The sequence below is a fragment of the Microbacterium paraoxydans genome (assembly GCF_019056515.1).
Classification (GTDB): Bacteria; Actinomycetota; Actinomycetes; order Actinomycetales; family Microbacteriaceae; genus Microbacterium.
Map to the genome: position 1 here is coordinate 41,733 of NZ_CP064873.1, position 25,184 is coordinate 66,916.

Genomic DNA, 25,184 nt, shown 5'->3' on the forward strand with positions numbered 1-25,184 from the left:
GGCTCAGCTGAAGAGGATGAGGACGTAGACGGCGAAGGTCGCCAGGTGCGCCGCGCCGTGCATCGCGGTGACCCGCTTCGCCGCGAACGTCGTCAGCGAGAGCAGCAGCGTCACGGCGAGCATGAGGAGGTTCGCCGGCGACTCGGCGAGCACCACCTCCTGGCCGGTGAGCATGCCGATCAGGAGGACCGCCGGGATGGTCAGGCCGACCGTCGAGACGAGCGCGCCGTGGCAGAGGTTGTTCACCCGCTGCGCCTCTCCGTTCAGGGCGGCGCGGATCGAGGTGATCGACTCGGGGAGGAACACGATGCCCGCGATCAGCAGTCCCGCCAGGGCGATCGGAGCGCCGAGCCGGCCGAGACCATCGTCGAGCAGGGCCGCCATGTCGTGCGAGAGCAGCACGATCGGGACGACCGTGACGACGAGGAGCACGAGGCGGGTCAGCACCTCGACGCGGTGGGCCGCGAGCACCTCGCGAATGGGGGTCCGGGGTTCTTCCCTCTCCGCCGCACGGACCGGTCGCAGCCGCTCGTCCACCTCGGTGAAGTCATCGGCCTGCGCACCCATCTGCCGGAACAGGAAGAACGCGTAGAGGGCGAGGGTGAGCACGATGATCGGGATCTCCTGGCCGATCGTGTACGCACCGTTGTCGCCGATGAGGCCGGGGAGCCCGAACGCCAGGGCGACGAGGACCACGAGCATCGACAGGTACGCGGACGTGCCGGTGCGGTTGTGCGCCATCCCCCGATGGCGGAGGCCGCCGAGGAGGAGGGCCAGACCGATCACGAGGTTGAGGATGATCATCGACACGGCCATGACCGAGTCGCGCGCGATCGTGGCGTGCTCGCCCGGTCCGAGCATGACCGCCGAGATGAGGATCACCTCGATGAGCACGATCGACAGCGTCAGCACCAGAGAGCCGTAGGGGTCGCCCAGTCGGTGGGCGAGGGCCTCGGCCTGCTTCACGACCCCGAAGGCGCACACGAGGATGACGGCGACGATCGCGAGGAGGGCCACCACCAGGAGCGGCCCGGGCACGGGCGGCGCGAGCAGCGGGTGCAGGGCGAGCAGGGCGGCGAACGCCCCCCACCCCAGCGCCACGCGCAGCACATCGGTGCGGGTGATGAACGACTGGATCATGACGGACTCCTTCATGAGTCAGTCGTCGTGTGCGGGTACTGCTCCCTCGTCCGCTGCTCCGGGTGCCGGAGACACCTCGAGGATACCCGCGCTCCCGGAACAGCGGCTGAGCAGAGCCGGACTCAGCCCTGCGGGGCGTCGTTCCAGGACCAGATGTCGTCGCCGCGCAGCACCGCGTCGGCCCCGCCGTCACAGTAGATCGTCTGCCCCGCCATGTGGGTGTTGGCCGGACTGGTCAGCCAGACGAGCAGCTCGGCGATGGAGGACGCCGGCTGGTGGTAGTTCAGCGGCATCGGCACGGCGGCATCCACCATGGCCAGGCCCTCGGGCGAGTCGAGCAGGCCGGCCGTCATCGCCGTGGTGACGGTACCGGGGGCGACGGCGTTCAGCGGGATGCCCGCTCCCGCCCACGCCGGGGTGACGCTCTCGCGACGGACCCAGCGCGACAGGGCGCGCTTGCTGGACGAGTAGTTGAGGAACCCGGCCTCGGGCGTCGCGGCCAGGCGGTCGCCGATCTCGATCGCGCGCGCCTCGTCGCCGGCGAGGGCGGCGTCGACGAGCTCGGGCGACACCGGCTGCAGCGAGGCCATCGACGACACCACGGCGGCGCGGGGTGCGTCGGCCAGGCTCAGCGTGGGCTGCAGCGCGGTCAGGAACTCCGTCACGCCGAAGAAGTTGATGGACACCGTCTTCGAGATCGGAGCCGAGATGCCGGCGCAGGCGATGACGGCGTCGATCCCGTCGTCGGCCGCCTCGACCACGGCGCTCGCCGCGGTCAGCCGCCCCTCGTGGGTGGACAGATCTCCGTCGACCTCGACGCCGGCGAGGTCGACGCCGATGACGGTGTGGCCCTGAGAGCGGAGCAGTTCGGCGGTGGCGGCGCCGATGCCGGATGCCGATCCGGTGACGACATAGGTGCGGGTCATGAGGTTTCCTCCTTGATGGACACGACCGGCGGCGTGCCGGACAGTGCGGTGACGAAGCGGCCGAGCTGGCGGCGGAATCCGTCGATCTCGTCCGGTGACCAGCCTGCGAGCGCATCGTCGACCATGCGATGGCCGGCCTCGACCAGGCGCGCATAGGCCGTCCGGCCCGCGTCCGTCAGGCGGACCTCGACCGTGCGTCCCGAGCGCACGGGGTCCACGACGCCGTGCGTCGCCATGCGGGCGACGAGCTTCGACGTGGTCGGCCGCGACAGCGTCGCGTGCGCGGCCAGGTCGCCGAAGCCCATCGCACCCCCGTTCATCCCGAGCAGGTAGAGCGCGCGGATGGCGGACGGATCGAGGGCGACGTCGACGGCTTCGGCGACCTGACGTTGCAGGTCGCTCTCACTCCATTCCGACACCACCCGGACGAGGGCCAGGTGGATGCCGGCGACGTCTTCGCCGGTGGTCATGTGTCCAGGGTACGCCTCAAAGTTGCCTCAGGCAACAGTTGTGATGTACCCCGCGCTCGCCGTGTCCTCCACGAGCGCGAAGAAGTGTCGACCGCCCGCGCGCCGCGCGCGCCGCCACCGGCGCTGCTGCCCGTCGCCGTAGTCGAGCACGATCCACGCGGGCGCAGGCGTGCCCTGCGGGCCGAGGACGAACGAGCACGCCCCGAGGCCGGGGGAGGCGAGCTCGGCGACGAAGCGGTCGTCCCCGGGGGTGAACGGCGCCGTGTCATGGAGCTCGGCCGGCTGCAGGCGGAGGACGGTGTCGGCGTGTTCCTGGGTCTCCGTGCGGAGCCGGCGCCTCATGCGGCACCGCCCTGGCGTGCCGCCCACTCCCGGGTGTCCCGAAGGCCCTGGGCATCGAGGTAGGCGCGGATCACGTCCGCGGTGAGGCGGATCTGCGCCTCCGTGCCCATCGCCGCCTGCATGACGCCGATCGCGGGCGCCGGCTTGCCGTCCACCCGCTCGAGCGCCTCCCAGACGATGTCCTCGCGGCCGCCGCGGCCGAGGGCGTGCGGCATCGAGGTGAACCCCGTCCTTCGCTGATCAGTGGGTCGTGTCTCTGGCATGCGTGTTCCTCTCTCGGGGCGGATGGGCAGGCTCGCGCCGAGGGACGGGGGTCCCTCGCGAGGCGCACGTCGGACGGCGGGGTGGTCTCCCCGGGGTCGGTGCGCGTGGTGCGGTGGCGCGCGCTCCGCCGGCGGCCCGGTGAGGGGCGTGCGGAGCGGTCGGCCTGGCCGGTTGCTGTCCTCCGACGGTACCACGTTATTTTTAGTCATTCAAAAGAAGTGCCGAATCGTCCGCACGCCGGGTGGGGTCCTGAGCGATTGCCGCGTGCGTTTTTCTCCCGTTCAGCGGGAAATTTGACTTCCCTGTGCTTCCGGGTATGGTCGGGGGTTACGCCAGCCAGTCACAAAGGGGAAGCGCTATGTCAGGAAAGTCCACACCGGGTCGCGCAGGGAAGAAGGCGCCGCAGCTCTCGCTCAAGGAGAAGCGGGCGGCGAAGCGCGCGAAGAACGCCCCGGACGAGTTCCTCAAGCCTCGCAAGGGCGCGAAGAGCTGAGGACTCCGGCCCGGTGGGGGTGGCGGTGCTCCGCCGCGCCCACCGGGGCTACCGGGGCGACGGCGACCTGTCAACGGGCCTTGTCCTCAGCGCGGATCCGACGCACTCTGGAGTCCCCGCTACGAGAGGAGCGCGTCATGTCGAATCCGGAAGCCTTCATGTACCCGGACGAGCCGTTGCTGTCGGAGGAGGCTCTGCGGCTCGCGGAGGAGGACGACGTCGATTCCGACGAGGAACCGTCCCGCGAGGGCGTCGCGGCGCATCTCGCCGAACGGGGCGGCGACGACCCCGACGCCCTGCAGGACGTGCCCGCCGGTGGCGCCGGTGCGGACGCCGGTGCCGGAAACGCGGCCCGCGTCGACCCGTCGTCGAAGAACCCGCCGGAGCCCGCCTACGAGTCGACCCACAGCAAGGAGCCGGGCGTCGGTCCGCGCCACGAGGGCGCCTGAGCCGGCGCTCAGCGGAAGAGGCGGGTGATCCCGCTCTCCACCTGCGCGAGCTGGATGAAGACGAGGCCGCGCCAGAGCGGACGCAGCGGTGCCTGCAGTGCCCGTCGCACCGGACCGCGGGGCCCGGTCTCCCACGTGATCGTCGCGCGGAGCTGCGTCCCTCCCGCGGCCGGTTCGAGTGCCATCGTGAGGGTGCGCGGATTCGCATGGGGCGCGTCGGGGTACTCGAAGCGCCAGGTGAGCGCCCCGTCCTTTTCGTCCCGGATCACGCAGAGGCGATGGAATTCGGGCTTGCGGCGCAGGGGTCGTCCGTCCGGCGATGTCGTCGGGGCGAACGCCTCCCAGGGGCCGTCACTCCCGGCGGGGAGGACGCCGGCGACGCTCTGCTCCCACTCCGGGAGCCGTTCAGGATCGGCGAGCACCGCCCGGACCTCGGCGTCGGCGGCCGGCACGAACATCGAGCGGGACCCGGTGATCCCCCCGGCGGCCGGCTTTCGGCCCGGCTGAGGGGAGCGCGCGGTGCCTTCGACCTCGTCGAGCTGGGCCGTGAGGTCGTCTTCCGTCACGGCCAGCCGGCCGAGGATGGCGGCGATCAGGCCGCTGGGTTCCGCGAGCAGGGCGCGAAGTACGGCGGCGGAGTCCCCGCGGCGACCTCCTTGGGATGCGGCTCGGAGCACCGCGAGGGCACGCTCGGTCCAGTCGTAGCCGTCGGTCTCGTGGAAGACGATGCGACCCGGACCCACCGCCGGGGCATCGATCCCCATGGCGAGGAGCTGCCCCGCGTGCTGCGCCTCGACGGCCGCCCGGGCGGTATCGAGGCGGATCCCGGCCCTCCGGAGCACCTGCCCGCCGGTGTCCGCATCGAGCGTGAGAGCGAGCAGCAGATGATCGATGTCCGCGTCGTGCACGCCGAGGCGCGACGCCTCCTCCATCGCCGCGAGCGACAGCGTGTGCATGGTGGCAGCCGCCTGCGTGAACCGGCTCATGCGTTCCTCCGCGGCACCGGGATGCTCGGATCGATGCGGCGGCTGTGCTTCTTGTGCACGGCCTGCCGCGTGACGCCGAGGGCATCCGCGATGGTCTGCCAGCTCATTCCGGCGCGGAGCGCGGCCTCCACCTGACGCAGCTCGAGGGCGTCGGCGAGGCTCCGCAGCGAGGCCACGGCGCGCAGCCCGGCACGCGGATCGGTCGTGTCCGCCGCGGTGCGGGCGATGTCGAGGGACTCCATGCTGTCAACCTACGTTGCTTGCCGAAGCCCTGTCAACCCGGGTTGCTCCGGGGCCCCTCGACGGGCCCGTCAGGCGCCGGAGGGGTGCAGCACGACCTTGATGCAGCCGTCCTTCTTCTCCTGGAACGTCCGGTACAGCTCCGGGGCGTCCTCCAGCGCCGCGTGATGCGTCGTCAGATCCATCACGCCGAGCGGGTCGGATGGGTCCTCGACGAGGGGAAGGATGTCGTCGATCCAGTTCTTCACGTTGCACTGCCCCATCCGCAGGCTGATCTGCTTGTCGAACAGGGTCTTCATCGGCAGGATGTCGGCGTCGCCCGCGTACACGCCGCTCAGCGAGACCGTGCCGCCTCGGCGGACGGCGTCGATCGAGGCGTACACCGCCGCGAGCCGGTCGACACCGGCCTTGTCGAGCATCTGCCGCGCTGCGGGATCGGGCAGCAGGCCCACCGCTTTCTGCAGGAACTCCACTCCGCTGTTGCCGTGCGCTTCCAGCCCCACCGCATCCACCACGGCGTCGGCGCCACGGCCTTCCGTGGCATCGCGGATCTCCTCCACGGCCGTGTCGGTGAGATCGAGCGTCTCGATGCCGTGCCGCTCGGCCATCGCGCGCCGCTCCGCCACCGGTTCGACCGCGATGACGCGGTGGCCGCGGTGGCGGGCGATCCGGCTGACGAACTGTCCGACGGGTCCGAGGCCCATCACCGCGAGGGTGCCGCCTTCGGGGAGCTGCGCGTACTCCACGCCCTGCCACGCCGTCGGCAGGATGTCGCTGAGGAAGAGGTAGCGCTCATCGGGCAGGTCCGGCGCGACCGGGATGTGGTTGTAGTCAGCCAGCGGCACGCGGAGGTACTCCGCCTGCCCGCCGGGGACCTGGCCGTAGAGCTTGGTGTAGCCGAAGAGCGCCGCGCCGCTGCCGTACTTGCGCACCTGGGTCGTCTCGCACTGCGATTGCAGCCCGCGGAGACAGAAGAAGCACACGCCGCAGGCGATGGTGAAGGGGATCACCACGCGATCGCCCGGCTTCAGCTTCGTGACGTTCGCACCGACCTCCACCACGACGCCCATCGGCTCGTGTCCGAGGATGTCTCCACGGTCGAGGAACGGCCCCAGGAGCTCGTAGAGGTGCAGATCGGAGCCGCAGATGGCCGACGAGGTGATCCGGATGATGGCGTCCGCCGGCTGCTGGATCACCGGGTCGGCGACCTCCTCCACCGTCACGTTCCGCTTGCCCTGCCAGGTGAGTGCCTTCATCATGTCCTCCACGTCTCGATGTCCGTCGTCCCTCCACGCTCTCGGGCGCGCCGCAGCATGGCCACCCGGTTGACAGGCCCTGGACGACGTGCGACCCCGGGACTCAGTGGAACGGGCAGCCGCGCCCGGAAGCGGCGGCGCGCACCCGCGCTCCGGACGTGGGCTTGGTGGGCAGGCGGCGGCGATTCACGTCGAGCCCCTCGTCGAGCACCGTCAGCTCCGGGTCGCTCAGGACGGCGACGGCGGCGGAGAGCCCGGCGATGACGAGCTTCTCGCCGGGGCAGCGGTGACCGGTGGCGACGTCGCCCCCGCCTTGGGGGACTAAGGTCGTGATCTCCTCGTAGTCGTCCACATCGGTGAACCGCTCGGGGGCGAAGCGCTCCGGGTGGGACCACGACCGCTCGTCGGTGTTCGTGCCGAGGATGTCGAGGACGACCCGGCCGCCCTCCGGGATCGTGACGCCGTCGATCTCGACCTCGGCGACGGTGCGACCAGGCAGCATCGGCACGAACAGTCCGGTCCGCCGCACCTCCTGCGCGAACATCGTCGCGAGCGTTCCACCCACGAGCGATCCCCGCTCGGCGGTCTCGGCGGCGATCCGGGTACGCCACTCGGGGTGGTCGTGCAGCTGCTTCGCGGCGAAGGCCACGAACCGCGCGGCGGCGATCATCGGACGGATGCTGTTCTGCAGCTCGACCCCGGCGACCCGGGCGGGCAGCAGCTCGCCGTTCTCGTCGCGATGCGCGGCCCACAGGGCGAGCGCGGTGCCCTCCGGTGCCGTCAGATCGCCGGCGCGGACGGCTTCGATGAGGCGACGCGCGTGCCGGTCCGAGAAGATCCGGTTCGCGAAGGCCTCGACGTAGGCGGGGGAGTAGGGGGCGCCGAACCCGTCCACGATCTGCGCGAGGCGCGCGGCCCAGCGGGTCTGCGCCGCCGCCGTCCCCGGCAGTCCGGCCCAGCGCATCATGGCGCGCCCGAAGGCGCCGACGGCCGCGTCGTAAGCGCTGCGGGTGCCGCCGGCACGCCAGTCCTCACGCTCGGCCGCCCACTCCCGTTCGAGGAACGGTGTGAGCCGTTGGACCTGCGCATCCTCGTACGCGGCTTCGACGAAGGTGGCCTTGCGGTGGCGGTGGGCGGTGCCGTCGAGCGCGTGCACGGACCCGTGCCCGAACAGGGGCTCGCGGACGATCCCCGGCATGGCGCCGGCGCGGGCGATGCGGCTCTCGTCGCAGAACAGCTCCACCCCCTCGGCACCGCGGACGAAGGCCGCCGGGTGCCCGAGGAGGCGCATCGGGGCCGACCGGGCGCCGGGGCGGGCTCGACGCCAGATGTGCTCGCCGAAGTCGTAGCCGCGGGTGAGCAGCGACGGCGAGTCCTCGTGCAGGACCGCGTCGACACCGTCGGACAGTCGGGAAGTCAGTCGCTGAAGCATGATGCGACCCTGACACGGGATCTCGACGGGGCCCAGGGGGAAGCATCCTCGAGACGTTTGTGCTAGCCGGACGGTCGGCTCTGCGGATGTCAAGCACCTGTCCGACCGTCTTCCGGGGCGCGCAGGATGAGGTCGGAACGGAGGAACCATGGCCACCAACACCCGCGACCTGACGTGCACCACCCATGACGTGTTCCGCGTGCTGGCGAGCGGCTGGCTCTACCCCGCGTGGGTGGTCGGCGCCTCCCGTATGCGCGACGTGGACGACTCCTGGCCCGCGGCCGGGGCCCAGCTGCACCATTCGGTCGGCACGTGGCCCACGCTCCTGGACGACACCACCGAACTGGTGGAGTGGCACCCGCCGCACCGTGCGGTCATGCGGGCGCGCGGCTGGCCGGTGGGAGAGGCGCAGGTGACGATCCGCGCGCGGACGACCCCGAGCGGATGCCAGGTGCGCATCGATGAGGAGCCGGTCAAGGGCCCGGCCACGATCCTGCCCCGGTTCCTGACCACGCCGATGCTCCGCTGGCGGAATGCGGAGACGCTGCACCGTCTCGGCTACCTGGCCGAGGGCCGCGCCTCCTGACGCGGGCTCTGCGCATCAGGCTCCGGCGCGCATGAACTCCTCGGCGGCGCGCACCTGCTCCGCCGAGGGGCGGATGCCGGTGTAGAGGACGAACTGCTCCAGCGCCTGTCGAGTCGCGACCTCGGCTCCCGAGATCACGGCCTTGCCTGCAGCGCGCCCGGCCGCGATGAGCGGCGTCTCGGCGGGCAGCGCGACGACGTCGAACACGACCGCGGCGGCGTCGATGGCCGGCTCCGGGAAGGCGAGGGTGTCGGCCTCCGCACCTCCGGCCATGCCGAGCGGGGTGACGTTCACGATCACGTCGGCCCTCGCGTCTCCGACCTCGGCGCGCCAGGCGAACCCGTACAGCTCGGCGAGGGCGCGGCCCGCCGTCTCGTTCCGGGCGACGATGGTCACGTCCGTGAAGCCGGCGTCGCGGAACGCGGCGGCCGTCGCCTTCGCCATGCCGCCCGAACCCCGGAGGAGGACCGACGACGCCGGGTCGAGGTCGTTCTCCGCGATCAGCTGCGCGATCGCCGAATAGTCGGTGTTGTGGGCCGTGAGGACGCCGTCGTCGTTCACGATCGTGTTGACGGAGTCGATGGCCTGTGCCGAGGGGTCCATGCGGTCGACGAGCGCGATGACGTCCTCTTTATAGGGCATCGAGATCGCGCACCCGCGGATGCCGAGGCCGCGCACCCCCGCGATGGCCTGCGCCAGATCGGTCGGCGCGAACGCCTTGTAGATCCAGTTCAGACCGAGGGCCTCGTACAGGTGGTTGTGGAAGCGCGTGCCGTTGTTGCTCGGCCGCGCGGACAGCGAGATGCAGAGCGTCATGTCCTTGTTCAGCATGGTCACCGAATCAGGCTACCCCTGCGTCTGTCAAGGTCCATGGCGGGAGATCGCGTCCTCCCCTATGGTGAAAGTGCATGCAAGGGGATCGATCGTCTACGCCTCTCCCCAGGAGGCGGAGGCCCTCCCCACGGGCCGGGCGATCCGTGCATGCGATTGGGCCCTCTCGAGTAGTTCAGTCCCCAATGAACTCCTCGAGAGGGCCGCTACCCGGCCGTCCGCCACGAAGATTTTCAAATTTGTCCCCCAAAAGGGGGACAAGAAGCGCGCGGAGGGGTTAGGCTGTTTCTGACGCACCCTCCGGTCGTCTTCGGCCCTCATCGCTCCCCCCGCGGTGAGGGCCACACCATTTTCCGGGCGCGTCCGCTCATGCAACATTTGGATTACCTTCTCGCAACGGCTATTCCGCCGGGGGTCCCCTCCACTAGCGTTAGCGATGTCGGTGCACCCCTGCGTCGGCTTCTACATCAGCAGAACAGGCAGTACATGAGCACCCAGGGCACGGTCAAGTGGTTCAACTCGGAGAAGGGCTTCGGCTTCATCTCCCCCGACGACGGAGGCGCTGACGTCTTCGCGCACTACTCCGCCATCCAGTCATCCGGCTACCGCTCTCTCGAAGAGAACCAGCGGGTCGAGTTCGATGTGGCGCAGGGTCCCAAGGGCCTGCAGGCAGAGAACATCCGCCCCGTCTGAGGCGGAAGCAACACCGGGAACTCCCCGTCGGATCCACGCGCAGGCGCTGACCCGGCGGGGAGTTTCGTCTTCCCTGACGGCCCTGGAGCCGGTCAGGGCAGCAGGAGTGCGCGCAGCTCGTCTACGGTCGAGACGCGGAACGCCGCGTCGTCGCCCTCGTGCGGGTCGCTGAAGCCCCAGCCGACGAAGATCACGGGCACGCCGTTGGCGAGACCGCCCTCGACGTCGTGGTGCCGGTCGCCGACGAGGACCGGGCGGGAGGTGTCGGCACCGAGCGCGCGCAGCCGTCGCAGCGCCTCGGCCACGATGTCGGTCTTGGACGCGAGCGTGGCCTCGTCCGGCGTGGCGCCCACGGTCGTGAGGAACGACGGCCGCAGTCCGAAGTGATCCACCAGGGCGTCGACTTGATTCTCCGGCTTCGAACTCGCCGTCGCCTGGGGGACGCCCGCCGCGTGCAGGTCGTGGATCAGCTCGGCGACCCCGGGGTACGTCTGCACGTCGGTCGTGTACCCGTCGGCCTTGCCGAGGGTGCGGTAGAACGCCACAGCCTCGGTCGATTGCTCCGGTGTCATCCCGGCCTGGTCCTGGAAGGACTGGAACATGGGAGGGCCGATCCAGTGCACGAGCTCCTCGCGCGTCGGCGCCGGGTGGCCGAAGTGCGTCAGGGCGATGTTCAGGCGACGCAGGATCCCGACCGAGGCGTCGACGATGGTCCCGTCGACGTCCCAGAGCACACACGAGTAAGGCGAAGAGGGCATGCCTCCAGCCTAGGGTCCCGCGAACGGGTGCCCGCCCGTCCTGCACAGGTGTGCACGAAACGGGTTTCTCCACCGAACGCGGGAAGGCCCTTCACGCCGATCTAGAGTCGTGACAGCCGCGGGATCACGGGTGAGAATGGGGGCATGTACGTGTCGGTGGAAGTCATCACGATGCTGGCGACGGCCGCGACGACTCTCGTCGCGATCATCAGCGGATTCGGCTGGATGATCGGTCGGATGGACACGCGGTTCGCCGCGGTGGACGCGAGGTTCGCGGCCCAGGACGCGAAGTTCGACCGGATCGAGCACGAGCTCACCGAGGTGAAGATCGCGATCGCACGGCTGGAGGGTCCGCGGCCGCGCCTGGTCTCGACGCGCTGAGGTCAGAAGAGGCGGGGGATGCCCGACTCGATGCCCTTCATGTCGTCGTAGTCGAGCACGAGGCAGCGGATGCCGCGATCCTCGGCGAGGACGCGGGCCTGCGGCTTGATCTCCTGGGCGGCGAACACGCCCTGCACCGGGGCGAGGTGGGGGTCTCGACCCAGGAGCTCGAGGTAGCGGGTGAGCTGCTCCACGCCGTCGATGTCGCCGCGGCGCTTGACCTCGACCGCGATCGCCGCGCCGTCGGCGTCGCGCACGAGCAGGTCGACGGGGCCGATGGCCGTGGGGTACTCGCGACGGACCAGGGTGGCGCCCTCGGCGACGCGGTCCACCTGTTCCGCGAGCAGGCGCTGCAGGTCGGCCTCGACGCCGTCCTTCTGCAGACCGGGGTCGATCCCGAGCTCGTGGCTGGAGTCGTGGATGACCTCGTAGATCTGCACGCGGAGGGCATCGCCGGTCTTCTTGTGGGTCACGCGCCACACCTCGACGACGCCGGCGCCGGCCTCCTCCTCGCCCGGTTCCTCGGTCGCGAGCACACACGGCGGGCTCATCCAGTTCAGCGGCTTGTAGCTGCCGCCGTCGGAGTGCACGAGCAGACTCCCGTCACCCTTGTGCACGAGCAGGCGGGTGGCGAGCGGAAGATGGGCGTTGAGTCGGCCGGTGTAGTCGACCGAGCAGCGGGCGATGACGAGACGCACCCGACGAGCCTACTTCGTCGTCGCCGGTCACGCGGTCAGAGGAACGCGTCGAAGAGTCCGAGCTCCGTCGCGGCCGAGCGGGCGATGAGGAAGCCGATGATGCCGATGATCCACGCCGTGTTCTCCGCGCCCGTCCGCTCCATCCAGGCGGCGAAGCGCTCCAGCGGACGCTGCACGAGCGGGGCCGCCACGAGTCGGAGCACGAGGAGCACGAGCGCCGGAGCGATCATCAGCGCGCAGTACCCGGCGAGGGAGAGCACCCGGAGCGGCGTGTCGACGCCGGCGTCCGCGAGCATCGTCATCGCCACGATGTACGGGAGCATCGTCGCGACCTCCACGAGCCCCGCGGCGATGGCGACGGCCATGACCGCGAACCCCCGAGTCTGCGGGTCGAGCAGGCGTTCCCGCCACCGAACGATCCGACCGGGACGCGCAGCGGCCGTCGCGGCGGCGGACGGAACGGGAGGGGATGCCGGGGCGTTCGGCCCGGACAGCGGTTCGCCGGCCGGTCCGCCGGGGCCGGTCGCCGCGGTGGTGGCCGCGGGCGCTCCGACCGGCGCCGCCTCCGCAGGCTTCGTCGGCATCACGAAGGCGGTGACGAGCAGCGCGGCACCGACGACGAGACGGGTGATCATGCCCGCGGGAGAGCTCAGGAAGTCGGAGGCGACGTCGACGAGGTTCACCAGCCCCCAGAGGAAGAGGAGACCGACCACGAGATAGAACACGGCGATCGTCGCGAGATAGAGGAGGATCCGTCCGGCGCGTACGCGTCCGGGGTGCAGGAGGAGGAAGACCGGGATGAGCAGCGTCCCGACGCTCAGACCGTCGATGAGCGCGAGCACGGCGAGGGAGAGGGGCAGCGGCAGCCCGCCGAAGAGTTCCATGCTTCCACGATCCCGGCGGCACGCCGAGCGCGGATCGGGCGAAAGTCGGGGTCGTCCGGATGCCCTCATCCTTTGGTCGGATGCGACGCCGATCGCGCCGTGGTTGCATGAGGACATGCACGATCCGGCCGACGGAGGGCCCGCCGCCTGGTACCGGCGGCACCGGTGGTGGGTGGACCCGCTGGGCATGGCCGCTCTCGCGACGGTCATGGCGGCGCTCGGGTTCCACGGCATCTGGGGACCCTTCTCCCTTCTACCGGAGGACGTCTCGCCGTGGTGGGCCCTGGTTCTCGCGATCCCGGCCTGCGCTCTCGCGCTCGGCAAGCGGCGTCATCCGTGGACGGTGCTCGCGCTCGTCGCCGGGCTCTTCGTCGCCGACCTCCTCACCGTCGGCGGCGTCGGGACACTCGTGGTGCTGCTGGATGTGCTGTGGACGGCGGCCTTCCTCGCCGGCCCACGCGGGCGCCGCGTGCTGCTCGTGCTCCTGGGCGCGGCGACCGTCGTCCTCTTCCTCGCCGCCCTGCTCCTCTCGGCGGCGACGCCCGCGGTCGCGGTCCTGTTCGCGGTGCAGTTCGGCGCGATCTTCGGTACGGACTACTGGTGGGCGGTGGCGGTGTCGCAGGCGCACGAGTTGGCCGACCTGCACCGTCAGCGGGCGGAGGACGCCGCAGCGACCGCCGCCCGCGATCGGGCACAGGCCGTGCAGCGCGAGCGCGAGGCGATGGCGCGCGAACTCCACGATGTGGTGGCGGGGCACGTGATGGCCATGGCCATCCGGGCGGAGGCGGCGCTCGCCGCGCCCGCGGCACGGTCGGACGATCGCGCCGCGCTGCAGGCCGTGCGCGATGCCGGGCTGGACGCGCACGGAGCCCTGCGCACCATGATCGGGGTGCTGCGCCGCGGCGACGGGGCGCTCGCGCCGACCCCGGGATGGGCCGACCTCGAGGGCCTCGCCGCGGAGGCCCGACGCTCGGGCTTGGACGTGCGCCTCGCCGTCGAGGATCCGGGTGCGCTCGGCGGCGGCGGAGAGCAGGCGGTCGTGCGGGTGGTGCGTGAGGCGTTGGGGAACTGCGTCCGCCATGCGAACGGCGCCGTGGTCGACGTGGCCATCGGCCCTGTCGACGGTCAGGCGCACGTGACGGTGCGGTCGCGAGGCGGCGCGCCGACCGTCACCGCCGGGCAAGGCGGCGAGGGGTGGGGGCTGCAGATGCTTCGCGAGCGCATCACCGCGCTGGGCGGGACGTTCCGGGCCGGTGCGGAACCCGACGGCTGGCTGGTCGAGGCGCGACTGCCGGTGGGGGGCCGGGCATGACCGCACCGACCGTGCTGCTCGCCGACGACCACGGCGCGATCCGGGCCGGCCTGCGCATCATGCTGGAGACGCACGACATCACGGTCGTCGGGGAGGCCGCCGACGGCGAGGTGGCCGTGCGCAACGCCGCAGCGCTCCGGCCGGATGTCGTCCTCATGGATCTGCGCATGCCGGGACGCGACGGGGTCTCGGCCACCCGCGAGATCGTCGAGCGCGGACTGGGGGATGTGCTCGTCCTGACGAGCTTCGACGAGGACGAGCTCGTGCTCGCGGCGATCCGGGCGGGAGCGGTCGGATTCCTCCTGAAGACGGTCGACGCGCCGACTCTCGTCCAGGCGGTGCGTGCTGTCGCCGCCGGAGAGGGAGCGCTGGATCCGCGGGTCACACGCCGCGCGCTCGCCGCGGTGGCGGCGTCCACCCCGGAGCCGGCGCCGATGACGACGTTCGCGCTGCCGGAGCTGACGCCCCGGGAGCGCGACGTCCTCGACGGGATCCTGCAGGGGTGGTCGAACGCCCAGCTCGCCGCGCGCCTGCGGATCTCCGTCCCGACGGTGAAGACGCACGTCTCGAACGTCCTCACCAAGCTCGGCGCGCGCAGCCGGTCGCACGCGGCCGCGCTCGTCCGCGGGGTCGAGGACTGAGTCAGCCCTCGACGGTCGGAACCGCCGGTGCCTTCTCCTCCGCGCGGAGCGGGCGGGCGGCGCCGGAGAAGAGCCCCGAGAGCACCACGAGCGCGACGAGGATGAAGAGCGTGTTGAGCAGCCCGATGTGCTCGCTGATGACCCCGAGCACGGGCGGGCCGCCGAGGAACGCCACGTATCCGATGGTCGCCGCCGCGCTCACCCGTGCGGCGGCCTTGGCCGGATCGTCCGCCGCGGCCGACATGCCGAGGGGGAAGCCGAGCGACGCACCGATGCCCCACAGCGCCGCGCCGACGAGGACCAGCGGCAGCGTGGGCGCGAGGATGAACAGGAGGATTCCGGTGGCGGCGGTCGCGGCCAGGATGCGCAGCACCAGCACCCGGCCGAAGCGGTCGACCAGCGGTCCGCCGAAGAGGCGCACCACCGTCATGCCCACGGAGAAGACCGCCAGGGCGACGGCGCCTGTGCCCTCCGCGAAGCCGTGTCCCTGCTCGGTGCCCAGGGCGATCCAGTCGTTGGCGCCGCCCTCCGCGAAGGACATGCCGAGCATGACGGTTCCCAGCAGATACGTGCGCGGTTCGCGCCAGGCCTCGAGCGCGGTGTGCATGCGCTGGCGGAACGGGGGCTTCTCGTGGTCCTCGGGGTCGAGGGCGGCCTCGCGCACGGGCACCTGGAAGAAGCAGACGACAGCGATCACGGCGATGAGGACGCCCATCGACACCGCGTGCGTGCCGACGTCGACCTGGAGGGCCGCGGCGAGGGCGCCGATGCCGGCGCCGAGCACGGTGCCGAAGCTGAAGAACGCGTGGAAGACCGGCAGGATGGTGCGGCCCATCTGCTGCTCGATGGCGGTGGCCTCGACGTTCATCATGACGTCGACGCAGCCGTTGCCGAAGCCGAAGAGCACCATGCCGATGAGGACGACCGGCACGGAACCGAAGACGGTCGCGCCGAGGCCGACGAGCGCGATGCCCGTGGCGAACGTGAGCATCGCCAGGAGCATCCCGCGCCGCGCACCGGTCCGGGCCATGACGGCGGGGCTGGTCGAGATGCCGAGGATGGACGCCACGCCCATGCCCAGGAGGATCAGGCCGACCTGCGCATTGTCGAGGTCGAGCGCCTCCTTGATCCCGGGCACGCGGGAGGCCCAGGTCGCGATCGAGAGGCCGCTGGCGAGGAAGATGGCGAAGATCGCGGTGCGCCAGCGCACGAACTGCGAACGGGAAAGGGCGGTGTCCATGGCGGACAGCCTATCGAATCGATTCGACCTTGCGCGACCGAACCGGGCTATCCTCGGAGTATGACCAGGGAGACGCCGCGCCGGCCCACGATCGCCGATGTGGCTCGCGAGGCGGGGGTCGCCACCTCGACCGCGTCGGTCGTCTTCAGCGGCAAGGCCAAGGTCGCACCCGCCACCCGCGACCGGGTGCTGGCCGCCGCGACCGACCTCGGCTACACGGGGCCCGACCCGCGCGCCGCCTCCCTCCGTCGCGGACGCAGCGGCATCGTGGCGGTGGTCCTCGAGGGGCATCTGCGCGCGGCCTTCCTCGACCCCGTGACGACCGCCATGATGGACGGCCTCACCGACGGCCTGGCCGACCTCAGCGCCGGAATCCTCCTCATGCGCGACGAGCCGGGCGAGGACGGCTCGGCCATCGCGAGCGCCCCCGTCGACGCGGTGGTGCTCATCGGCTGCTCCGGCCGCACCCGCGCGTCTCTCGAGATCGTGCGCGGACGGGGCCTCCCGGTCGTCGTCATCGAGGGGGACGCGGGGCTCGACGTCCCGCGCATCACCCTGGACAACGTCGCCGCCTCCGCCGAGATCGCCCGGCACGTGCGCGACCTCGGACACCGGGACGTCGCGCTCGTCACGCTCTCGCTGGACGCCGAGCGCGAGCGCACCCTCATCACGCCGGAGCGTCTGGCCCACGCCACCGTCGACGTGACGGTCGACCGCCTCGCCGGCATGCGGGAGGTCTTCCCCGACGCACCGGCGATCTCGGCCTCGGGCAGCCTCATCGACGAGGGCATCCTCGTCGGGCGGATGCTGCTCACGGATCCCGACACCCGCCCGACCGCGGTGCTCGCGCAGAGCGACCTGCTGGCCGTCGGTGTGATCCGCGCCGCGGAGGAGCTCGGACTCCGCGTTCCCGAAGACCTCTCGGTCGCGGGTTTCGACGGCATCCCCCTCGATGGCCTCGGCGATCTCACCCTCACCACGAGTGTGCAGCCGGCGGTCGAGAAGGGGAGGGCGGCGGGAGAGCAGGTCGCCAGGATGCTGCGCGGTGAGCCGGGCATCACGCAGGACCTGCACTGCGTCTTCCGCGCCGGCACCACGACCGCGCCGCCTCCGTCGCGCTGACCGCGCGCACCGGTCAGGAACGCGCTGGCCCGAGGGGAAGCGTCGCCGGCGCGTAGTCGAGGATGCGGTAGCGCCCGCACGCGACGACGTCCGTGGGCGTCGCGGCGGTCGGCAGGTTCCACGCCACCGTCTGCGCGTCCTCGACGAGGAACGACACCTCACCCGCCGCGAAGTCGCGGCGGTCCACCAGCCACGCGTACCCGTGGAGCTCGTGGTCGACCTGCACGAGCCGGGCCGGGTCGGTCGCGTGCAGCTTCGGCAGCCGCACGGTCCAGAACTGTCCTGCCCCGGTGCGCCCCGACGAGTCCACCCAGTCCGTGACGCAGGCGAGGTCGGGGTCGGGAGCGCTCGCCGCCTGCACGATGCGGGGTACGGACGCGGCGCCACCGACGAGGAGGACGACGGCGACGACGGCGGAGACGACCCGCGTCAGCGTGGCTCGCCGCGTCCGGACGCGCGGCACGGTGAGGAGAGCCAGGATCGGGGCGAAGACGAGCGGCTGCAGGTATCGCGCCGCGTGCGTCCCCGCCGCGATGCCGCCGACGAGCACGATGAGCGGGAGCGCCCAGGCGGCCGTGGCCACCAGGCGGTCACCGGCGTCCGACGCGTGGGCCGTCCGCACGACCGCGAGCAGCGTCAGCGCCAGGACGGCGACCGTGCCGAGCACCCCCCCGGGGGACGACAGCCGATCGATCGCGAGGCCGGCGTAGTACGCGGCGGAGTGGATCCATTCCGCGGGCTGGATGTAGCCCGCGCCGGAGTTCGCGATCCATGCCGAGAAGGGAATGCGACCGAGGAAGCCGAGAATGCTGCCCCCGACCAGCGCGGCGATCAGCGCGAGACCCCGGCGCCGGACCGCGAGCGTGGTGAGACAGAGGCCGCCCAGGACGAGGGAGAGGGGCACCGCGGCCCAAGCGGCGAACAGCGGATTGCTGAGGGTCGCCACCGTCGCGACCATCCCCAGAGACACGGGCAGTGCCGCACCCTTGCGGGGGCGATCGAGGAAACGCCGACACAGGCCGACGGCGAGCAACACGCCCACGACGGTCGCGGAGTAGTACGTCGTCGTCAGCACCAGCGATGCGAGTTCGAGCGCGTCGCGGGACGGCGAGGACTCCGTGACGATGAGGAGACAGAACACGGCGAGGGCGCCGACCGACCAGGCGACCGGTGCGCGACCCTCGACGCACCGCCCGGCGACGAGCCGGATCGCCCCGTAGAGCGCGAGCACGTTCACGACCGCATTGACCGCCAGCACGCCGTTCACGTCGAACGGCAGCACGGCATCGAGGGCCGTGAACACCGCGATCTCGGGCAGGAAGAGCACGCTGGACAGCGCCCAGTCGCCCCCACCCCCATCCAGGATCGATCGGCCGACGAGGGCCACGATCAGCGAGTCCCCGTCGTCGAACATCAGGAGCGATCGGGGTGACGTCGCCAGGTGTCCCACGGCGAGGAGCGCCAGCGCCAGCGCGCCCGCCCACCCCGCCAGCTCGCGCCCCCAGACCCGCCGCATGCGACCACTCTGACACGCGATCTCGAAGCTCGCGGGGCCGACAGGCGCCTCGGCCCGGTAAACTGTACGGAGACCGCCCGCCTGAGCCACACGGCCGACGAGCCCCGAGGAGCCGCGTATATGCTGATGCTCCTCGCAGTGTTCCTTCTCGGGTCGCTCTTGATGCCCGTCCTGGTGCGCTGGCTGGGAGCTCAGGCTTTCGCCGTCGCCGCCCTCGTTCCGGCCGCCGCGTTCGTGCATGCACTCGTGCTCACGCCGCAGGTGCTCGACGGCCCCGTGCCGTTCGTCTCCGTGCCGTGGATCCCGCAGCTCGGACTGAACCTGTCCATGAACATGGACGTCCTCGGGTGGGTCCTCACGCTCATCGTCACGGGCGTCGGCGCGCTGGTGCTCCTCTACTGCCGCTGGTACTTCCACGACGAGGCCGCCGGCATCGGGCAGTTCGCGGGCGTCCTCCTCGCGTTCGCGGGGGCGATGTACGGTCTGGTCCTCACCGACGACCTCGTGATGCTCGTGATGTTCTGGGAGGCCACGAGCATCCTCTCCTACCTCCTCATCGGTCACTACCGCCGCCGTGCCGCCAGCCGACGCGCCGCGCTGCAGGCGCTCCTCGTGACCACCCTGGGCGGACTGGTGATGTTCGTCGGCGTCGTGCTGCTCGTCGTCGACACCGGGACGTCGAGCATCCGGGAGATCCTCGCCATCGCGCCGACCGGCCCGATCGTCGATGCGGCGATCGTCATGCTCCTGATCGGCGCCATCAGCAAGTCGGCGCTGTTCCCCTTCCACTTCTGGCTGCCCGGCGCCATGGCGGCCCCCACCCCGGTCAGCGCCTACCTGCACGCCGCGGCCATGGTGAAGGCCGGCATCTACCTCATCGCCCGCTTCGCGCCCATCTTCGCCTTCAGCCCGACGTGGCGGCCGATCGTGCTCACGCTCGGCATCCTCACCATGCTGCTCGGCGGCATCCAGGCGCTGCGGGAGACCGACCTCAAGCGCGTGCTCGCGTTCGGCACCGTGAGCCAGCTCGGCTTCTTCGCGGTCGTCGTCGGCTACGGCACGCAGGCGGCGGCGCTCGCCGGCATCGCCCTCGTGATCGGGCACGCGCTGTTCAAGTCGGCGCTGTTCCTCATCGTCGGCGTGATCGACCGGCAGCTGTCCACCCGTGACGTGACCGAGCTCTCCGGCGTCGGCCGCCAGGCACCGGTCATGGCCACGACCGCGTTCATCGCCGTGGCGTCGATGGCCGGCGTGGCCCCGACCATCGGATTCGTGGCGAAGGAATCGACGCTCACGGCGCTCCTGGACGACGCCCTCGGCGGCTCGGTGTGGGGCCTCGTCGCCCTGATCGGCGTCGCTCTCGGATCCATGCTCACTGCGGCATACGGCGTGCGCTTCCTCTGGGGCGCGTTCTGGACCAAGCGCGATGCCGAGGGACAGCGGCAGCCGGACACGGTCTGGCCCGACCCGCCGGTGGGTTTCCTCTCCGCGCCGATCATCCTCGCCGGAGTGACGCTCGCCGCGGGTATCGGTGCCCCGGCCCTCGACGTCGCCCTGCAGCCGTATGCGCTGACCGCGACCCCGGGACTCGACCACGAGGGGGCAGCCGTCGAGGGACCTGGTCACCTCGCCCTCTGGCACGGCCTCGAGCCCGCTCTCGGCATCTCGATCCTGTCGATCCTGCTCGGCATCGGACTCTTCCTGCTCACGCGCCGGACCGGGTGGGACCGCCGCCCCCGCCTGCTGCCGTTCACCGCCGCCGACGCCTATTACGTGGTGATGCGCGGCATCGACAGGCTCTCGGTGCTGAGCACGACGCTCACCCAGCGCGGCTCGCTGCCCGTCTACGTGGGGACGATCTTCGTCGTCTTCGTCGCCGCCGAGGTCACCGCGCTGGTGGCGAGCGACATCGACCGCTACCAGCTCTCGCTGTGGCACACGCCCGCCCAGCTCGCCGTCGCCCCGATCATGGCCGTCGCCGGCGTCGTGGCGGTGCGTGCGCGCAAGCGCTACACCGGCGTCGTGCTCGCCTCGGTCACCGGTCTGGGCATGGTCGTGCTCTTCGCCACCAGCGGGGCACCGGATCTCGCGCTCACCCAGATCCTCGTCGAGACGGTGACGATGGTGACCTTCGCGCTCGTCCTGCGCCGACTGCCGGCGCGCATGGGCGAGCACAACGCCTCCGTGAGCCGCATCCCGCGCGCTCTCCTCGGCATCGGCGTCGGCCTCACCATGGCGTTCGTCGCCGTCGTCGCGACCCAGTCCCGCGTGGCCGACCCGATCTCGGCGATCTTCCCGGAGATCGCGTACGAGATCGGCCACGGCAAGAACGTGGTCAACGTGGCGCTCGTCGACCTCCGCGGCTGGGACACGATGGGCGAGCTCTCCGTGCTCGTGCTCGCCGCGACCGGTGTCGCCTCACTCGTGTTCGTCACGCACCGCGCCGATCTCCTCGCCGCCACGAAGACCCTGCCCCGCTCGGTGCGGAAGTCCGCGCGCAGTCGGCCACTCGTGGAGACCACGGACGGTGTGCGCTTCCAGACCGCGGAGAACCGCTCGGCGCCGCGCGCCTGGCTCGTCGGCGGCCAGAAGATGAAGCCCGAGAACCGGTCGATCCTGCTCGAGGTCATCGTCCGCATCCTGTTCCACACGATCATCGTCGTGTCGATCTTCCTGCTCTTCGCCGGGCACAACCTCCCCGGCGGCGGCTTCGCGGGCGGGCTCGTCGCCGGCATGGCGCTCGTCATGCGCTACATCGCGGGAGGGCGCTGGGAGCTGGGCGCTGCGGCGCCGACCGATGCCGGTCGCCTCCTCGGCACGGGTCTGATCCTCGCCGTGGGCACCGCGGTCGTGCCGCTGTTCTTCGGCCTCGCGCCGCTCACCAGCACCTTCTGGGAGTGGGAGATCCCCGGCATCGGACACATGGAGTTCGTCACCTCGACGATCTTCGACATCGGCGTCTACCTCGTCGTGATCGGACTCGTCCTCGACGTGCTCCGCAGTCTCGGTGCGGAAGTGGACCGGCAGGCGGCACAGCGCACCGGCGCGGGCGTCGCCGTCGACTTCTCCTCGCGGGCAGGGGGGAACGGCTGATGGACGTCTCGCTGGCCCTCATCGCGATCATGGCCGTGCTCTTCGCGTGCGGCGTGTACGCGATGCTGGAGCGCAGCCTCACCCGCGTCCTCATCGGTTTCCTCCTGCTCGGCAACGCCACGAACCTCCTGCTGCTCATCGTGATGGGCGTGCCGGGCAACGCGCCGTTCTTCGGCACCGAGGGCGACCTGAGCGACCCGCTGCCGCAGGCCCTGACGCTCACCGCCATCGTCATCACGTTCGCGGTCTCCGCGTTCCTGCTCGCGCTCATCTACCGGTCGTGGCAGCTCGGCCAGGCGGACACGGTCGAGGACGACGAGGCCGACATCGCGCTGCGCGAGCGCACCGACGCCGACGAAGACCTCATGGACGACGAGTCCGAGTCGGGCGACGACGACGCCACCACCGACTTCGTGGGCGTGCAGACCGCTCCGATCACCGTCCTGCACATGCGCGACAACCCGGCGATCCACGATGACGCGCCGTACGACGCGCCCTTCGTCCCCGAGCCGGAGCCCGAACCCGATGGCGCCGCCGACGGCGCTGCAGACCGGGACGACGACACGACAGACGGGGAGGGCAGGCCATGACCACGCTCGTCCCGCTCCTCGTCGCCCTGCCGCTCCTCGGTGCGGCGATCACCCTGGTCTTCGGTCGCAATGCGCGCCTGCAGGTGTTCGTCACCGTCGCGACACTCGCGGTCGTGTCCGTCATCGCGGCGGTGCTGCTCGTCGTCGTCGACGCGGGCTCCCCGCTGGCGGTCTCGGTGGGCGGGTGGCCGGTGCCGTTCGGCATCGTCCTCTACGTCGACCGTCTCGCCGCGCTCCTGGTGCTCGTCTCCAGCGTGGTGCTGCTCGCGGTCCTCCTCTTCTCCATCGGTCAGGGCGTGGCCGACGGGCCGGACGAGACCCCGATCTCGATCTTCAACCCCTCGTACCTGATCCTCGCCGCCGGCATCTTCAACGCCTTCATCGCCGGCGACCTGTTCAACCTGTACGTCGGGTTCGAGATCCTCCTCGTGGCCTCGTACGTGCTGATCACCTTGGGCAGCACGGAGTCGCGCATCCGCACCGGCGCGGTCTACATCGTCGTCTCGCTCGTCTCGTCGATCCTGTTCCTCGCGTCGATCGCGATGATCTACGGCGCCCTCGGCACGGTCAACATGGCCCAGATCGCCGAGCGGATGGCGGAGCTGCCGCAGGACACGCAGCTCGTGCTGCACCTCATGCTCGTGGTCGCCTTCGGGATCAAGGCCGCGATCTTCCCCGTGTCGTTCTGGCTGCCCGACTCCTACCCGACGGCCCCCGCGCCGGTGACCGCCGTGTTCGCCGGCCTGCTGACCAAGGTCGGCGTGTACGCACTGATCCGGACGGAGACGCAGCTCTTCGCCTCGAACAGCATCGACACGCTGCTGCTCATCATCGCGCTGGCGACGATGATCGTCGGGGTCCTCGGCGCCGTCGCGCAGGCCGAGCTCAAGCGGATCCTGTCGTTCACGCTCGTCAGCCACGTCGGCTACATGATCTTCGGTCTCGCGATCGCGACCCCGGCGGCGATCGGCGCGACCGTGTACTACATCGTCCACCACATCGTCGTGCAGACCACCCTGTTCCTCGCGGTGGGACTCATCGAACGTCGGGCCGGCAGCACCTCCATCCTCCGGGTCAAGGGTCTGCTCAAGATCGCTCCCGTGATCGCGCTGCTGTACTTCATCCCGGCGATCAACCTCGGTGGTCTGCCGCCGTTCTCCGGGTTCATCGGCAAGTTCGCCCTGTTCGAAGCGGCCGCGTCCGTGGGCACCCCGCTCATGATCGTGCTCATCTTCGGCGGCATCATCACGTCGCTGCTCACCCTCTACGCCCTCATGAGGGCCTGGAACCTCGCGTTCTGGCGTGAGGAGGAGGACTCGACCGAGACCGAGGGGCGCATCTCGTACCTCACCGGAGCCCCCGCCGCGGATGAGCAGCAGGAGCGCCGGCACATCCCCAAGATCATGACCGTGGCCACTGCCGGGATGGTCACCGTGACGGTGGCCCTGACGATCTTCGCCGGACCGCTGTACGCTCTGTGCGACCGTATCGGGGCGGGCCTGCTGCAGCCGGTCAACCTCGTCCAGCTGGAAGACGAGGTGGAGGGATGAGCCCCGAGACCAAGAGCGTCTGGCGGGACATCGGCATGCAGCTGCCGTTCCTCGCCTGGCTGATCGTGCTGTGGATGCTGCTGTGGGCCCAGTTCACGGTGCTCTCCTTCCTCACGGGACTCGTGGTGGCGATCTTCGTGACGCGGGTGTTCCGCCTGCCCACGGTCGAGCTCTCCGGGCGCATCAACCTCTGGTACGGCGCGCTGTTCGTGGTGCAGTTCCTCTTCGCGATCCTCCGTGGCGCGCTCTCGGTGACCGTGCAGGTGTTCGACTTCCGCCGGCAGCCCGGCACCGCCATCATCGCGGTGCCGCTCCGCTATGCCGATGACCTCGTCATGACGCACGTCGCCGTGGTGTCGTCGCTCATCCCGGGCTCCCTGGTGGTCGAGGCCGACCGCGACCGCGGGATCCTCTACCTGCACGTGATCGGCGTGCGCAGCCGGGAGGACGTCGAGACGCAGCGGCAGGGCGTGCTCGGCTGGGAGAAACGGATCGTCCGGGCGCTCGGCAATCCGACCCAGTACCGGGCGCTCAAGGCCGACGAGCGTGCCGGCCGCATCGACCCCGCGACGATCGGCGGTGCCCGATGAACACCCTGCTCCTCATCATCCTCGCCGTGTTCGGCGTGGCCGCGATCCTCGCCGTCATCCGCATCGTCCGCGGTCCGTCGATCCTCGACCGTGCCGTCGCCGCCGACGTGCTGCTGACCGAGGTCATGTGCGTGCTCGGCGCCGAGATGGCCATCAACGGCCACACCCGCAACATCCCCGTGCTCCTCATCATCGCGGCGGTTGGTGTGTTCGGATCGATCGCGGTCGCCCGGTTCGTCGCGAGAAGGGACAACACGACACCATGAACGTGTTCGGTCTGATGATCCCTGATGCCGTCGTCGACGTGGCGGTGCTCGTGCTCATCCTGCTCGGGGCGATCCTCTGCCTCTCCGCCTCCGTGGGGCTCCTGCACTTCCGCGACGTGCCCACGCGACTGCACGCCGCGACGAAGCCGCAGGTGCTCGGGCTGCTGCTGATCTGCGTGGCGATCGCGCTGTCGCAGCGGTCCGTCGGCGGTGTGCTGTTCGGCCTCGTGCTCGTCGCCCCCGTGGTGCTCATGCAGTTCGCGACCGCGCCCCTGTCCGCGCACATGGTGGGCCGGCAGGCCTACCGCAACGGCACGATCGAGCAGCGGGGTCTCGTCGTCGACGAGCTCGCCGAGTCGAAGCAGACCCCTCCCGCCGCCGGCTGACCGTTTCGAGTCGCGCACTGTGCTCCATTTCGGCCGCAGATGCCGCACA

At 70.9% G+C, this 25,184-nt stretch carries 29 protein-coding genes; 14 read left to right on the forward strand and 15 right to left on the reverse strand.

All coding sequences use genetic code 11. The features are described from left to right. Nucleotides 1-3: 3 nt before the first annotated feature. The 5 genes from IZR02_RS00195 to IZR02_RS00215 form a co-directional block, all read right to left on the reverse strand. On the reverse strand, nt 4-1,140 hold the full coding sequence (locus IZR02_RS00195; RefSeq protein WP_240183585.1) for a calcium:proton antiporter: 1,137 nt from the start codon (nt 1,138-1,140) through the stop codon (nt 4-6). A 122-nt stretch (nt 1,141-1,262) separates the two neighbouring features. Beyond that, on the reverse strand, nt 1,263-2,066 hold the full coding sequence (locus IZR02_RS00200) for an SDR family oxidoreductase (RefSeq protein ID WP_025105172.1): 804 nt from the start codon (nt 2,064-2,066) through the stop codon (nt 1,263-1,265). Further along, nucleotides 2,063-2,536, reverse strand: a complete 474-nt coding sequence (locus IZR02_RS00205; protein ID WP_025105173.1) for a MarR family winged helix-turn-helix transcriptional regulator — start codon at nt 2,534-2,536, stop codon at nt 2,063-2,065. Before IZR02_RS00205 ends, IZR02_RS00200 begins: the two co-directional genes overlap by 4 nt. A 27-nt stretch (nt 2,537-2,563) precedes the next feature. Then, nucleotides 2,564-2,878: a hypothetical protein gene (locus IZR02_RS00210; protein ID WP_025105174.1), complete on the reverse strand. Its 315-nt coding sequence runs from the start codon at nt 2,876-2,878 to the stop codon at nt 2,564-2,566. Then, complete coding sequence (locus tag IZR02_RS00215; RefSeq protein WP_025105175.1) at nt 2,875-3,141, reverse strand: hypothetical protein; 267 nt, start codon at nt 3,139-3,141, stop codon at nt 2,875-2,877. Before IZR02_RS00215 ends, IZR02_RS00210 begins: the two co-directional genes overlap by 4 nt. Before the next feature lie 359 nt (nt 3,142-3,500). On the opposite strand from IZR02_RS00215, the gene IZR02_RS17995 reads away from it, so the two are divergent. Both IZR02_RS17995 and IZR02_RS00220 read left to right on the forward strand, forming a co-directional pair. Then, nucleotides 3,501-3,635: a hypothetical protein gene (locus IZR02_RS17995; protein WP_255218720.1), complete on the forward strand. Its 135-nt coding sequence runs from the start codon at nt 3,501-3,503 to the stop codon at nt 3,633-3,635. Between the two features lie 137 nt (nt 3,636-3,772). Continuing rightward, nucleotides 3,773-4,084: a hypothetical protein gene (locus IZR02_RS00220; RefSeq protein WP_025105176.1), complete on the forward strand. Its 312-nt coding sequence runs from the start codon at nt 3,773-3,775 to the stop codon at nt 4,082-4,084. 8 nt (nt 4,085-4,092) lie between these two features. Here IZR02_RS00220 and IZR02_RS00225 read toward each other — a convergent pair whose 3' ends face one another. The 4 genes from IZR02_RS00225 to IZR02_RS00240 form a co-directional block, all read right to left on the reverse strand. Further along, the gene (locus IZR02_RS00225) at nt 4,093-5,070 is read right to left on the reverse strand and encodes an SRPBCC family protein (protein WP_025105177.1); all 978 of its coding nucleotides are present in this window, start codon (nt 5,068-5,070) and stop codon (nt 4,093-4,095) included. Beyond that, nucleotides 5,067-5,312: a hypothetical protein gene (locus tag IZR02_RS00230; protein ID WP_025105178.1), complete on the reverse strand. Its 246-nt coding sequence runs from the start codon at nt 5,310-5,312 to the stop codon at nt 5,067-5,069. The genes IZR02_RS00225 and IZR02_RS00230 overlap by 4 nt, the downstream gene beginning before the upstream one ends. 69 nt (nt 5,313-5,381) lie before the next feature. Next, nucleotides 5,382-6,566 (reverse strand): zinc-dependent alcohol dehydrogenase, encoded by a 1,185-nt coding sequence (locus IZR02_RS00235; RefSeq protein WP_025105179.1) that lies wholly within the window; start codon nt 6,564-6,566, stop codon nt 5,382-5,384. A 103-nt stretch (nt 6,567-6,669) separates the two neighbouring features. Continuing rightward, the gene (locus IZR02_RS00240) at nt 6,670-7,998 is read right to left on the reverse strand and encodes a cytochrome P450 (RefSeq protein ID WP_029989910.1); all 1,329 of its coding nucleotides are present in this window, start codon (nt 7,996-7,998) and stop codon (nt 6,670-6,672) included. A 148-nt stretch (nt 7,999-8,146) separates the two neighbouring features. Between IZR02_RS00240 and IZR02_RS00245 the strand changes: the two genes are divergently transcribed. After that, complete coding sequence (locus IZR02_RS00245) at nt 8,147-8,584, forward strand: SRPBCC family protein (RefSeq protein ID WP_025105181.1); 438 nt, start codon at nt 8,147-8,149, stop codon at nt 8,582-8,584. A gap of 15 nt (nt 8,585-8,599) precedes the next feature. Here IZR02_RS00245 and IZR02_RS00250 read toward each other — a convergent pair whose 3' ends face one another. Further along, the gene (locus IZR02_RS00250) at nt 8,600-9,421 is read right to left on the reverse strand and encodes a shikimate 5-dehydrogenase (RefSeq protein WP_025105182.1); all 822 of its coding nucleotides are present in this window, start codon (nt 9,419-9,421) and stop codon (nt 8,600-8,602) included. A 480-nt stretch (nt 9,422-9,901) separates the two neighbouring features. Between IZR02_RS00250 and IZR02_RS00255 the strand changes: the two genes are divergently transcribed. After that, on the forward strand, nt 9,902-10,108 hold the full coding sequence (locus tag IZR02_RS00255) for a cold-shock protein (RefSeq protein ID WP_017203899.1): 207 nt from the start codon (nt 9,902-9,904) through the stop codon (nt 10,106-10,108). Nucleotides 10,109-10,200: 92 nt separating this feature from the next. Here IZR02_RS00255 and IZR02_RS00260 read toward each other — a convergent pair whose 3' ends face one another. Next, nucleotides 10,201-10,866, reverse strand: a complete 666-nt coding sequence (locus tag IZR02_RS00260; RefSeq protein WP_025105183.1) for an HAD hydrolase-like protein — start codon at nt 10,864-10,866, stop codon at nt 10,201-10,203. A 144-nt stretch (nt 10,867-11,010) separates the two neighbouring features. Here IZR02_RS00260 and IZR02_RS00265 point away from each other — a divergent pair, with 144 nt between their 5' ends. Then, nucleotides 11,011-11,247, forward strand: a complete 237-nt coding sequence (locus IZR02_RS00265) for a hypothetical protein (RefSeq protein ID WP_025105184.1) — start codon at nt 11,011-11,013, stop codon at nt 11,245-11,247. 2 nt (nt 11,248-11,249) lie between these two features. Here the strand turns inward: IZR02_RS00265 and nucS are convergent, their stop codons facing one another. Both nucS and IZR02_RS00275 read right to left on the reverse strand, forming a co-directional pair. Next, on the reverse strand, nt 11,250-11,945 hold the full coding sequence (gene nucS, locus IZR02_RS00270) for an endonuclease NucS (RefSeq protein WP_025105185.1): 696 nt from the start codon (nt 11,943-11,945) through the stop codon (nt 11,250-11,252). A 35-nt stretch (nt 11,946-11,980) separates the two neighbouring features. Continuing rightward, nucleotides 11,981-12,829 carry a GAP family protein gene (locus IZR02_RS00275; protein ID WP_029989914.1) on the reverse strand — a complete coding sequence of 283 codons (849 nt, stop codon included), beginning with the start codon at nt 12,827-12,829 and terminating at the stop codon, nt 11,981-11,983. A gap of 115 nt (nt 12,830-12,944) precedes the next feature. Here IZR02_RS00275 and IZR02_RS00280 point away from each other — a divergent pair, with 115 nt between their 5' ends. Together IZR02_RS00280 and IZR02_RS00285 are read left to right on the forward strand one after the other, a co-directional pair. After that, complete coding sequence (locus IZR02_RS00280; RefSeq protein WP_025105187.1) at nt 12,945-14,141, forward strand: sensor histidine kinase; 1,197 nt, start codon at nt 12,945-12,947, stop codon at nt 14,139-14,141. Continuing rightward, nucleotides 14,138-14,782, forward strand: coding sequence for a response regulator (locus IZR02_RS00285; protein WP_025105188.1), 645 nt, complete (start codon nt 14,138-14,140; stop codon nt 14,780-14,782). Before IZR02_RS00280 ends, IZR02_RS00285 begins: the two co-directional genes overlap by 4 nt. Before the next feature lies 1 nt (nt 14,783). Here IZR02_RS00285 and IZR02_RS00290 read toward each other — a convergent pair whose 3' ends face one another. Beyond that, nucleotides 14,784-16,022, reverse strand: coding sequence for an MFS transporter (locus IZR02_RS00290; RefSeq protein ID WP_025105189.1), 1,239 nt, complete (start codon nt 16,020-16,022; stop codon nt 14,784-14,786). Nucleotides 16,023-16,082: 60 nt separating this feature from the next. Here IZR02_RS00290 and IZR02_RS00295 point away from each other — a divergent pair, with 60 nt between their 5' ends. Continuing rightward, the gene (locus tag IZR02_RS00295; RefSeq protein ID WP_025105190.1) at nt 16,083-17,144 is read left to right on the forward strand and encodes a LacI family DNA-binding transcriptional regulator; all 1,062 of its coding nucleotides are present in this window, start codon (nt 16,083-16,085) and stop codon (nt 17,142-17,144) included. Nucleotides 17,145-17,157: 13 nt separating this feature from the next. Here the strand turns inward: IZR02_RS00295 and IZR02_RS00300 are convergent, their stop codons facing one another. Then, nucleotides 17,158-18,660 (reverse strand): hypothetical protein, encoded by a 1,503-nt coding sequence (locus IZR02_RS00300; RefSeq protein ID WP_025105191.1) that lies wholly within the window; start codon nt 18,658-18,660, stop codon nt 17,158-17,160. 120 nt (nt 18,661-18,780) lie between these two features. Between IZR02_RS00300 and IZR02_RS00305 the strand changes: the two genes are divergently transcribed. From IZR02_RS00305 to mnhG, 6 genes are read left to right on the forward strand one after another with little or no spacing between them, the layout of a single operon-like run. Next, on the forward strand, nt 18,781-21,753 hold the full coding sequence (locus IZR02_RS00305; RefSeq protein WP_062766063.1) for a Na+/H+ antiporter subunit A: 2,973 nt from the start codon (nt 18,781-18,783) through the stop codon (nt 21,751-21,753). After that, entirely contained in the window at nt 21,753-22,343 is a 591-nt protein-coding gene (locus IZR02_RS00310; RefSeq protein WP_025105193.1) for a Na(+)/H(+) antiporter subunit C, read from the forward strand. Before IZR02_RS00305 ends, IZR02_RS00310 begins: the two co-directional genes overlap by 1 nt. Continuing rightward, nucleotides 22,340-23,893 carry a Na+/H+ antiporter subunit D gene (locus IZR02_RS00315; RefSeq protein ID WP_062766066.1) on the forward strand — a complete coding sequence of 518 codons (1,554 nt, stop codon included), beginning with the start codon at nt 22,340-22,342 and terminating at the stop codon, nt 23,891-23,893. Before IZR02_RS00310 ends, IZR02_RS00315 begins: the two co-directional genes overlap by 4 nt. Next, complete coding sequence (locus IZR02_RS00320; RefSeq protein ID WP_025105195.1) at nt 23,890-24,483, forward strand: Na+/H+ antiporter subunit E; 594 nt, start codon at nt 23,890-23,892, stop codon at nt 24,481-24,483. The genes IZR02_RS00315 and IZR02_RS00320 overlap by 4 nt, the downstream gene beginning before the upstream one ends. Further along, entirely contained in the window at nt 24,480-24,749 is a 270-nt protein-coding gene (locus IZR02_RS00325; RefSeq protein ID WP_025105196.1) for a monovalent cation/H+ antiporter complex subunit F, read from the forward strand. Before IZR02_RS00320 ends, IZR02_RS00325 begins: the two co-directional genes overlap by 4 nt. Then, on the forward strand, nt 24,746-25,135 hold the full coding sequence (gene mnhG / locus IZR02_RS00330) for a monovalent cation/H(+) antiporter subunit G (protein ID WP_025105197.1): 390 nt from the start codon (nt 24,746-24,748) through the stop codon (nt 25,133-25,135). Before IZR02_RS00325 ends, mnhG begins: the two co-directional genes overlap by 4 nt. Nucleotides 25,136-25,184: the final 49 nt, after the last annotated feature.

Coding starts and splice junctions, on each gene's coding strand:
- IZR02_RS00235 (WP_025105179.1), bottom strand. CDS start 6,566: ATGAAGGCACTCACCTGGCAGGGCAAGCGGAACGTGACGGTGGAGGAG.
- IZR02_RS00325 (WP_025105196.1), top strand. CDS start 24,480: ATGAACACCCTGCTCCTCATCATCCTCGCCGTGTTCGGCGTGGCCGCG.
- IZR02_RS00205 (WP_025105173.1), bottom strand. CDS start 2,536: ATGACCACCGGCGAAGACGTCGCCGGCATCCACCTGGCCCTCGTCCGG.
- IZR02_RS00225 (WP_025105177.1), bottom strand. CDS start 5,070: ATGAGCCGGTTCACGCAGGCGGCTGCCACCATGCACACGCTGTCGCTC.
- IZR02_RS00320 (WP_025105195.1), top strand. CDS start 23,890: ATGAGCCCCGAGACCAAGAGCGTCTGGCGGGACATCGGCATGCAGCTG.
- IZR02_RS00210 (WP_025105174.1), bottom strand. CDS start 2,878: ATGAGGCGCCGGCTCCGCACGGAGACCCAGGAACACGCCGACACCGTC.
- IZR02_RS00255 (WP_017203899.1), top strand. CDS start 9,902: ATGAGCACCCAGGGCACGGTCAAGTGGTTCAACTCGGAGAAGGGCTTC.
- IZR02_RS00230 (WP_025105178.1), bottom strand. CDS start 5,312: ATGGAGTCCCTCGACATCGCCCGCACCGCGGCGGACACGACCGATCCG.
- IZR02_RS00215 (WP_025105175.1), bottom strand. CDS start 3,141: ATGCCAGAGACACGACCCACTGATCAGCGAAGGACGGGGTTCACCTCG.
- IZR02_RS00275 (WP_029989914.1), bottom strand. CDS start 12,829: ATGGAACTCTTCGGCGGGCTGCCGCTGCCCCTCTCCCTCGCCGTGCTC.
- IZR02_RS17995 (WP_255218720.1), top strand. CDS start 3,501: ATGTCAGGAAAGTCCACACCGGGTCGCGCAGGGAAGAAGGCGCCGCAG.
- IZR02_RS00240 (WP_029989910.1), bottom strand. CDS start 7,998: ATGCTTCAGCGACTGACTTCCCGACTGTCCGACGGTGTCGACGCGGTC.
- IZR02_RS00260 (WP_025105183.1), bottom strand. CDS start 10,866: ATGCCCTCTTCGCCTTACTCGTGTGTGCTCTGGGACGTCGACGGGACC.
- IZR02_RS00245 (WP_025105181.1), top strand. CDS start 8,147: ATGGCCACCAACACCCGCGACCTGACGTGCACCACCCATGACGTGTTC.
- IZR02_RS00265 (WP_025105184.1), top strand. CDS start 11,011: ATGTACGTGTCGGTGGAAGTCATCACGATGCTGGCGACGGCCGCGACG.
- IZR02_RS00300 (WP_025105191.1), bottom strand. CDS start 18,660: ATGCGGCGGGTCTGGGGGCGCGAGCTGGCGGGGTGGGCGGGCGCGCTG.
- IZR02_RS00290 (WP_025105189.1), bottom strand. CDS start 16,022: ATGGACACCGCCCTTTCCCGTTCGCAGTTCGTGCGCTGGCGCACCGCG.
- IZR02_RS00195 (WP_240183585.1), bottom strand. CDS start 1,140: ATGATCCAGTCGTTCATCACCCGCACCGATGTGCTGCGCGTGGCGCTG.
- IZR02_RS00280 (WP_025105187.1), top strand. CDS start 12,945: ATGCACGATCCGGCCGACGGAGGGCCCGCCGCCTGGTACCGGCGGCAC.
- mnhG (WP_025105197.1), top strand. CDS start 24,746: ATGAACGTGTTCGGTCTGATGATCCCTGATGCCGTCGTCGACGTGGCG.
- IZR02_RS00305 (WP_062766063.1), top strand. CDS start 18,781: ATGCTGATGCTCCTCGCAGTGTTCCTTCTCGGGTCGCTCTTGATGCCC.
- IZR02_RS00200 (WP_025105172.1), bottom strand. CDS start 2,066: ATGACCCGCACCTATGTCGTCACCGGATCGGCATCCGGCATCGGCGCC.
- IZR02_RS00295 (WP_025105190.1), top strand. CDS start 16,083: ATGACCAGGGAGACGCCGCGCCGGCCCACGATCGCCGATGTGGCTCGC.
- IZR02_RS00310 (WP_025105193.1), top strand. CDS start 21,753: ATGGACGTCTCGCTGGCCCTCATCGCGATCATGGCCGTGCTCTTCGCG.
- IZR02_RS00315 (WP_062766066.1), top strand. CDS start 22,340: ATGACCACGCTCGTCCCGCTCCTCGTCGCCCTGCCGCTCCTCGGTGCG.
- IZR02_RS00285 (WP_025105188.1), top strand. CDS start 14,138: ATGACCGCACCGACCGTGCTGCTCGCCGACGACCACGGCGCGATCCGG.
- IZR02_RS00220 (WP_025105176.1), top strand. CDS start 3,773: ATGTCGAATCCGGAAGCCTTCATGTACCCGGACGAGCCGTTGCTGTCG.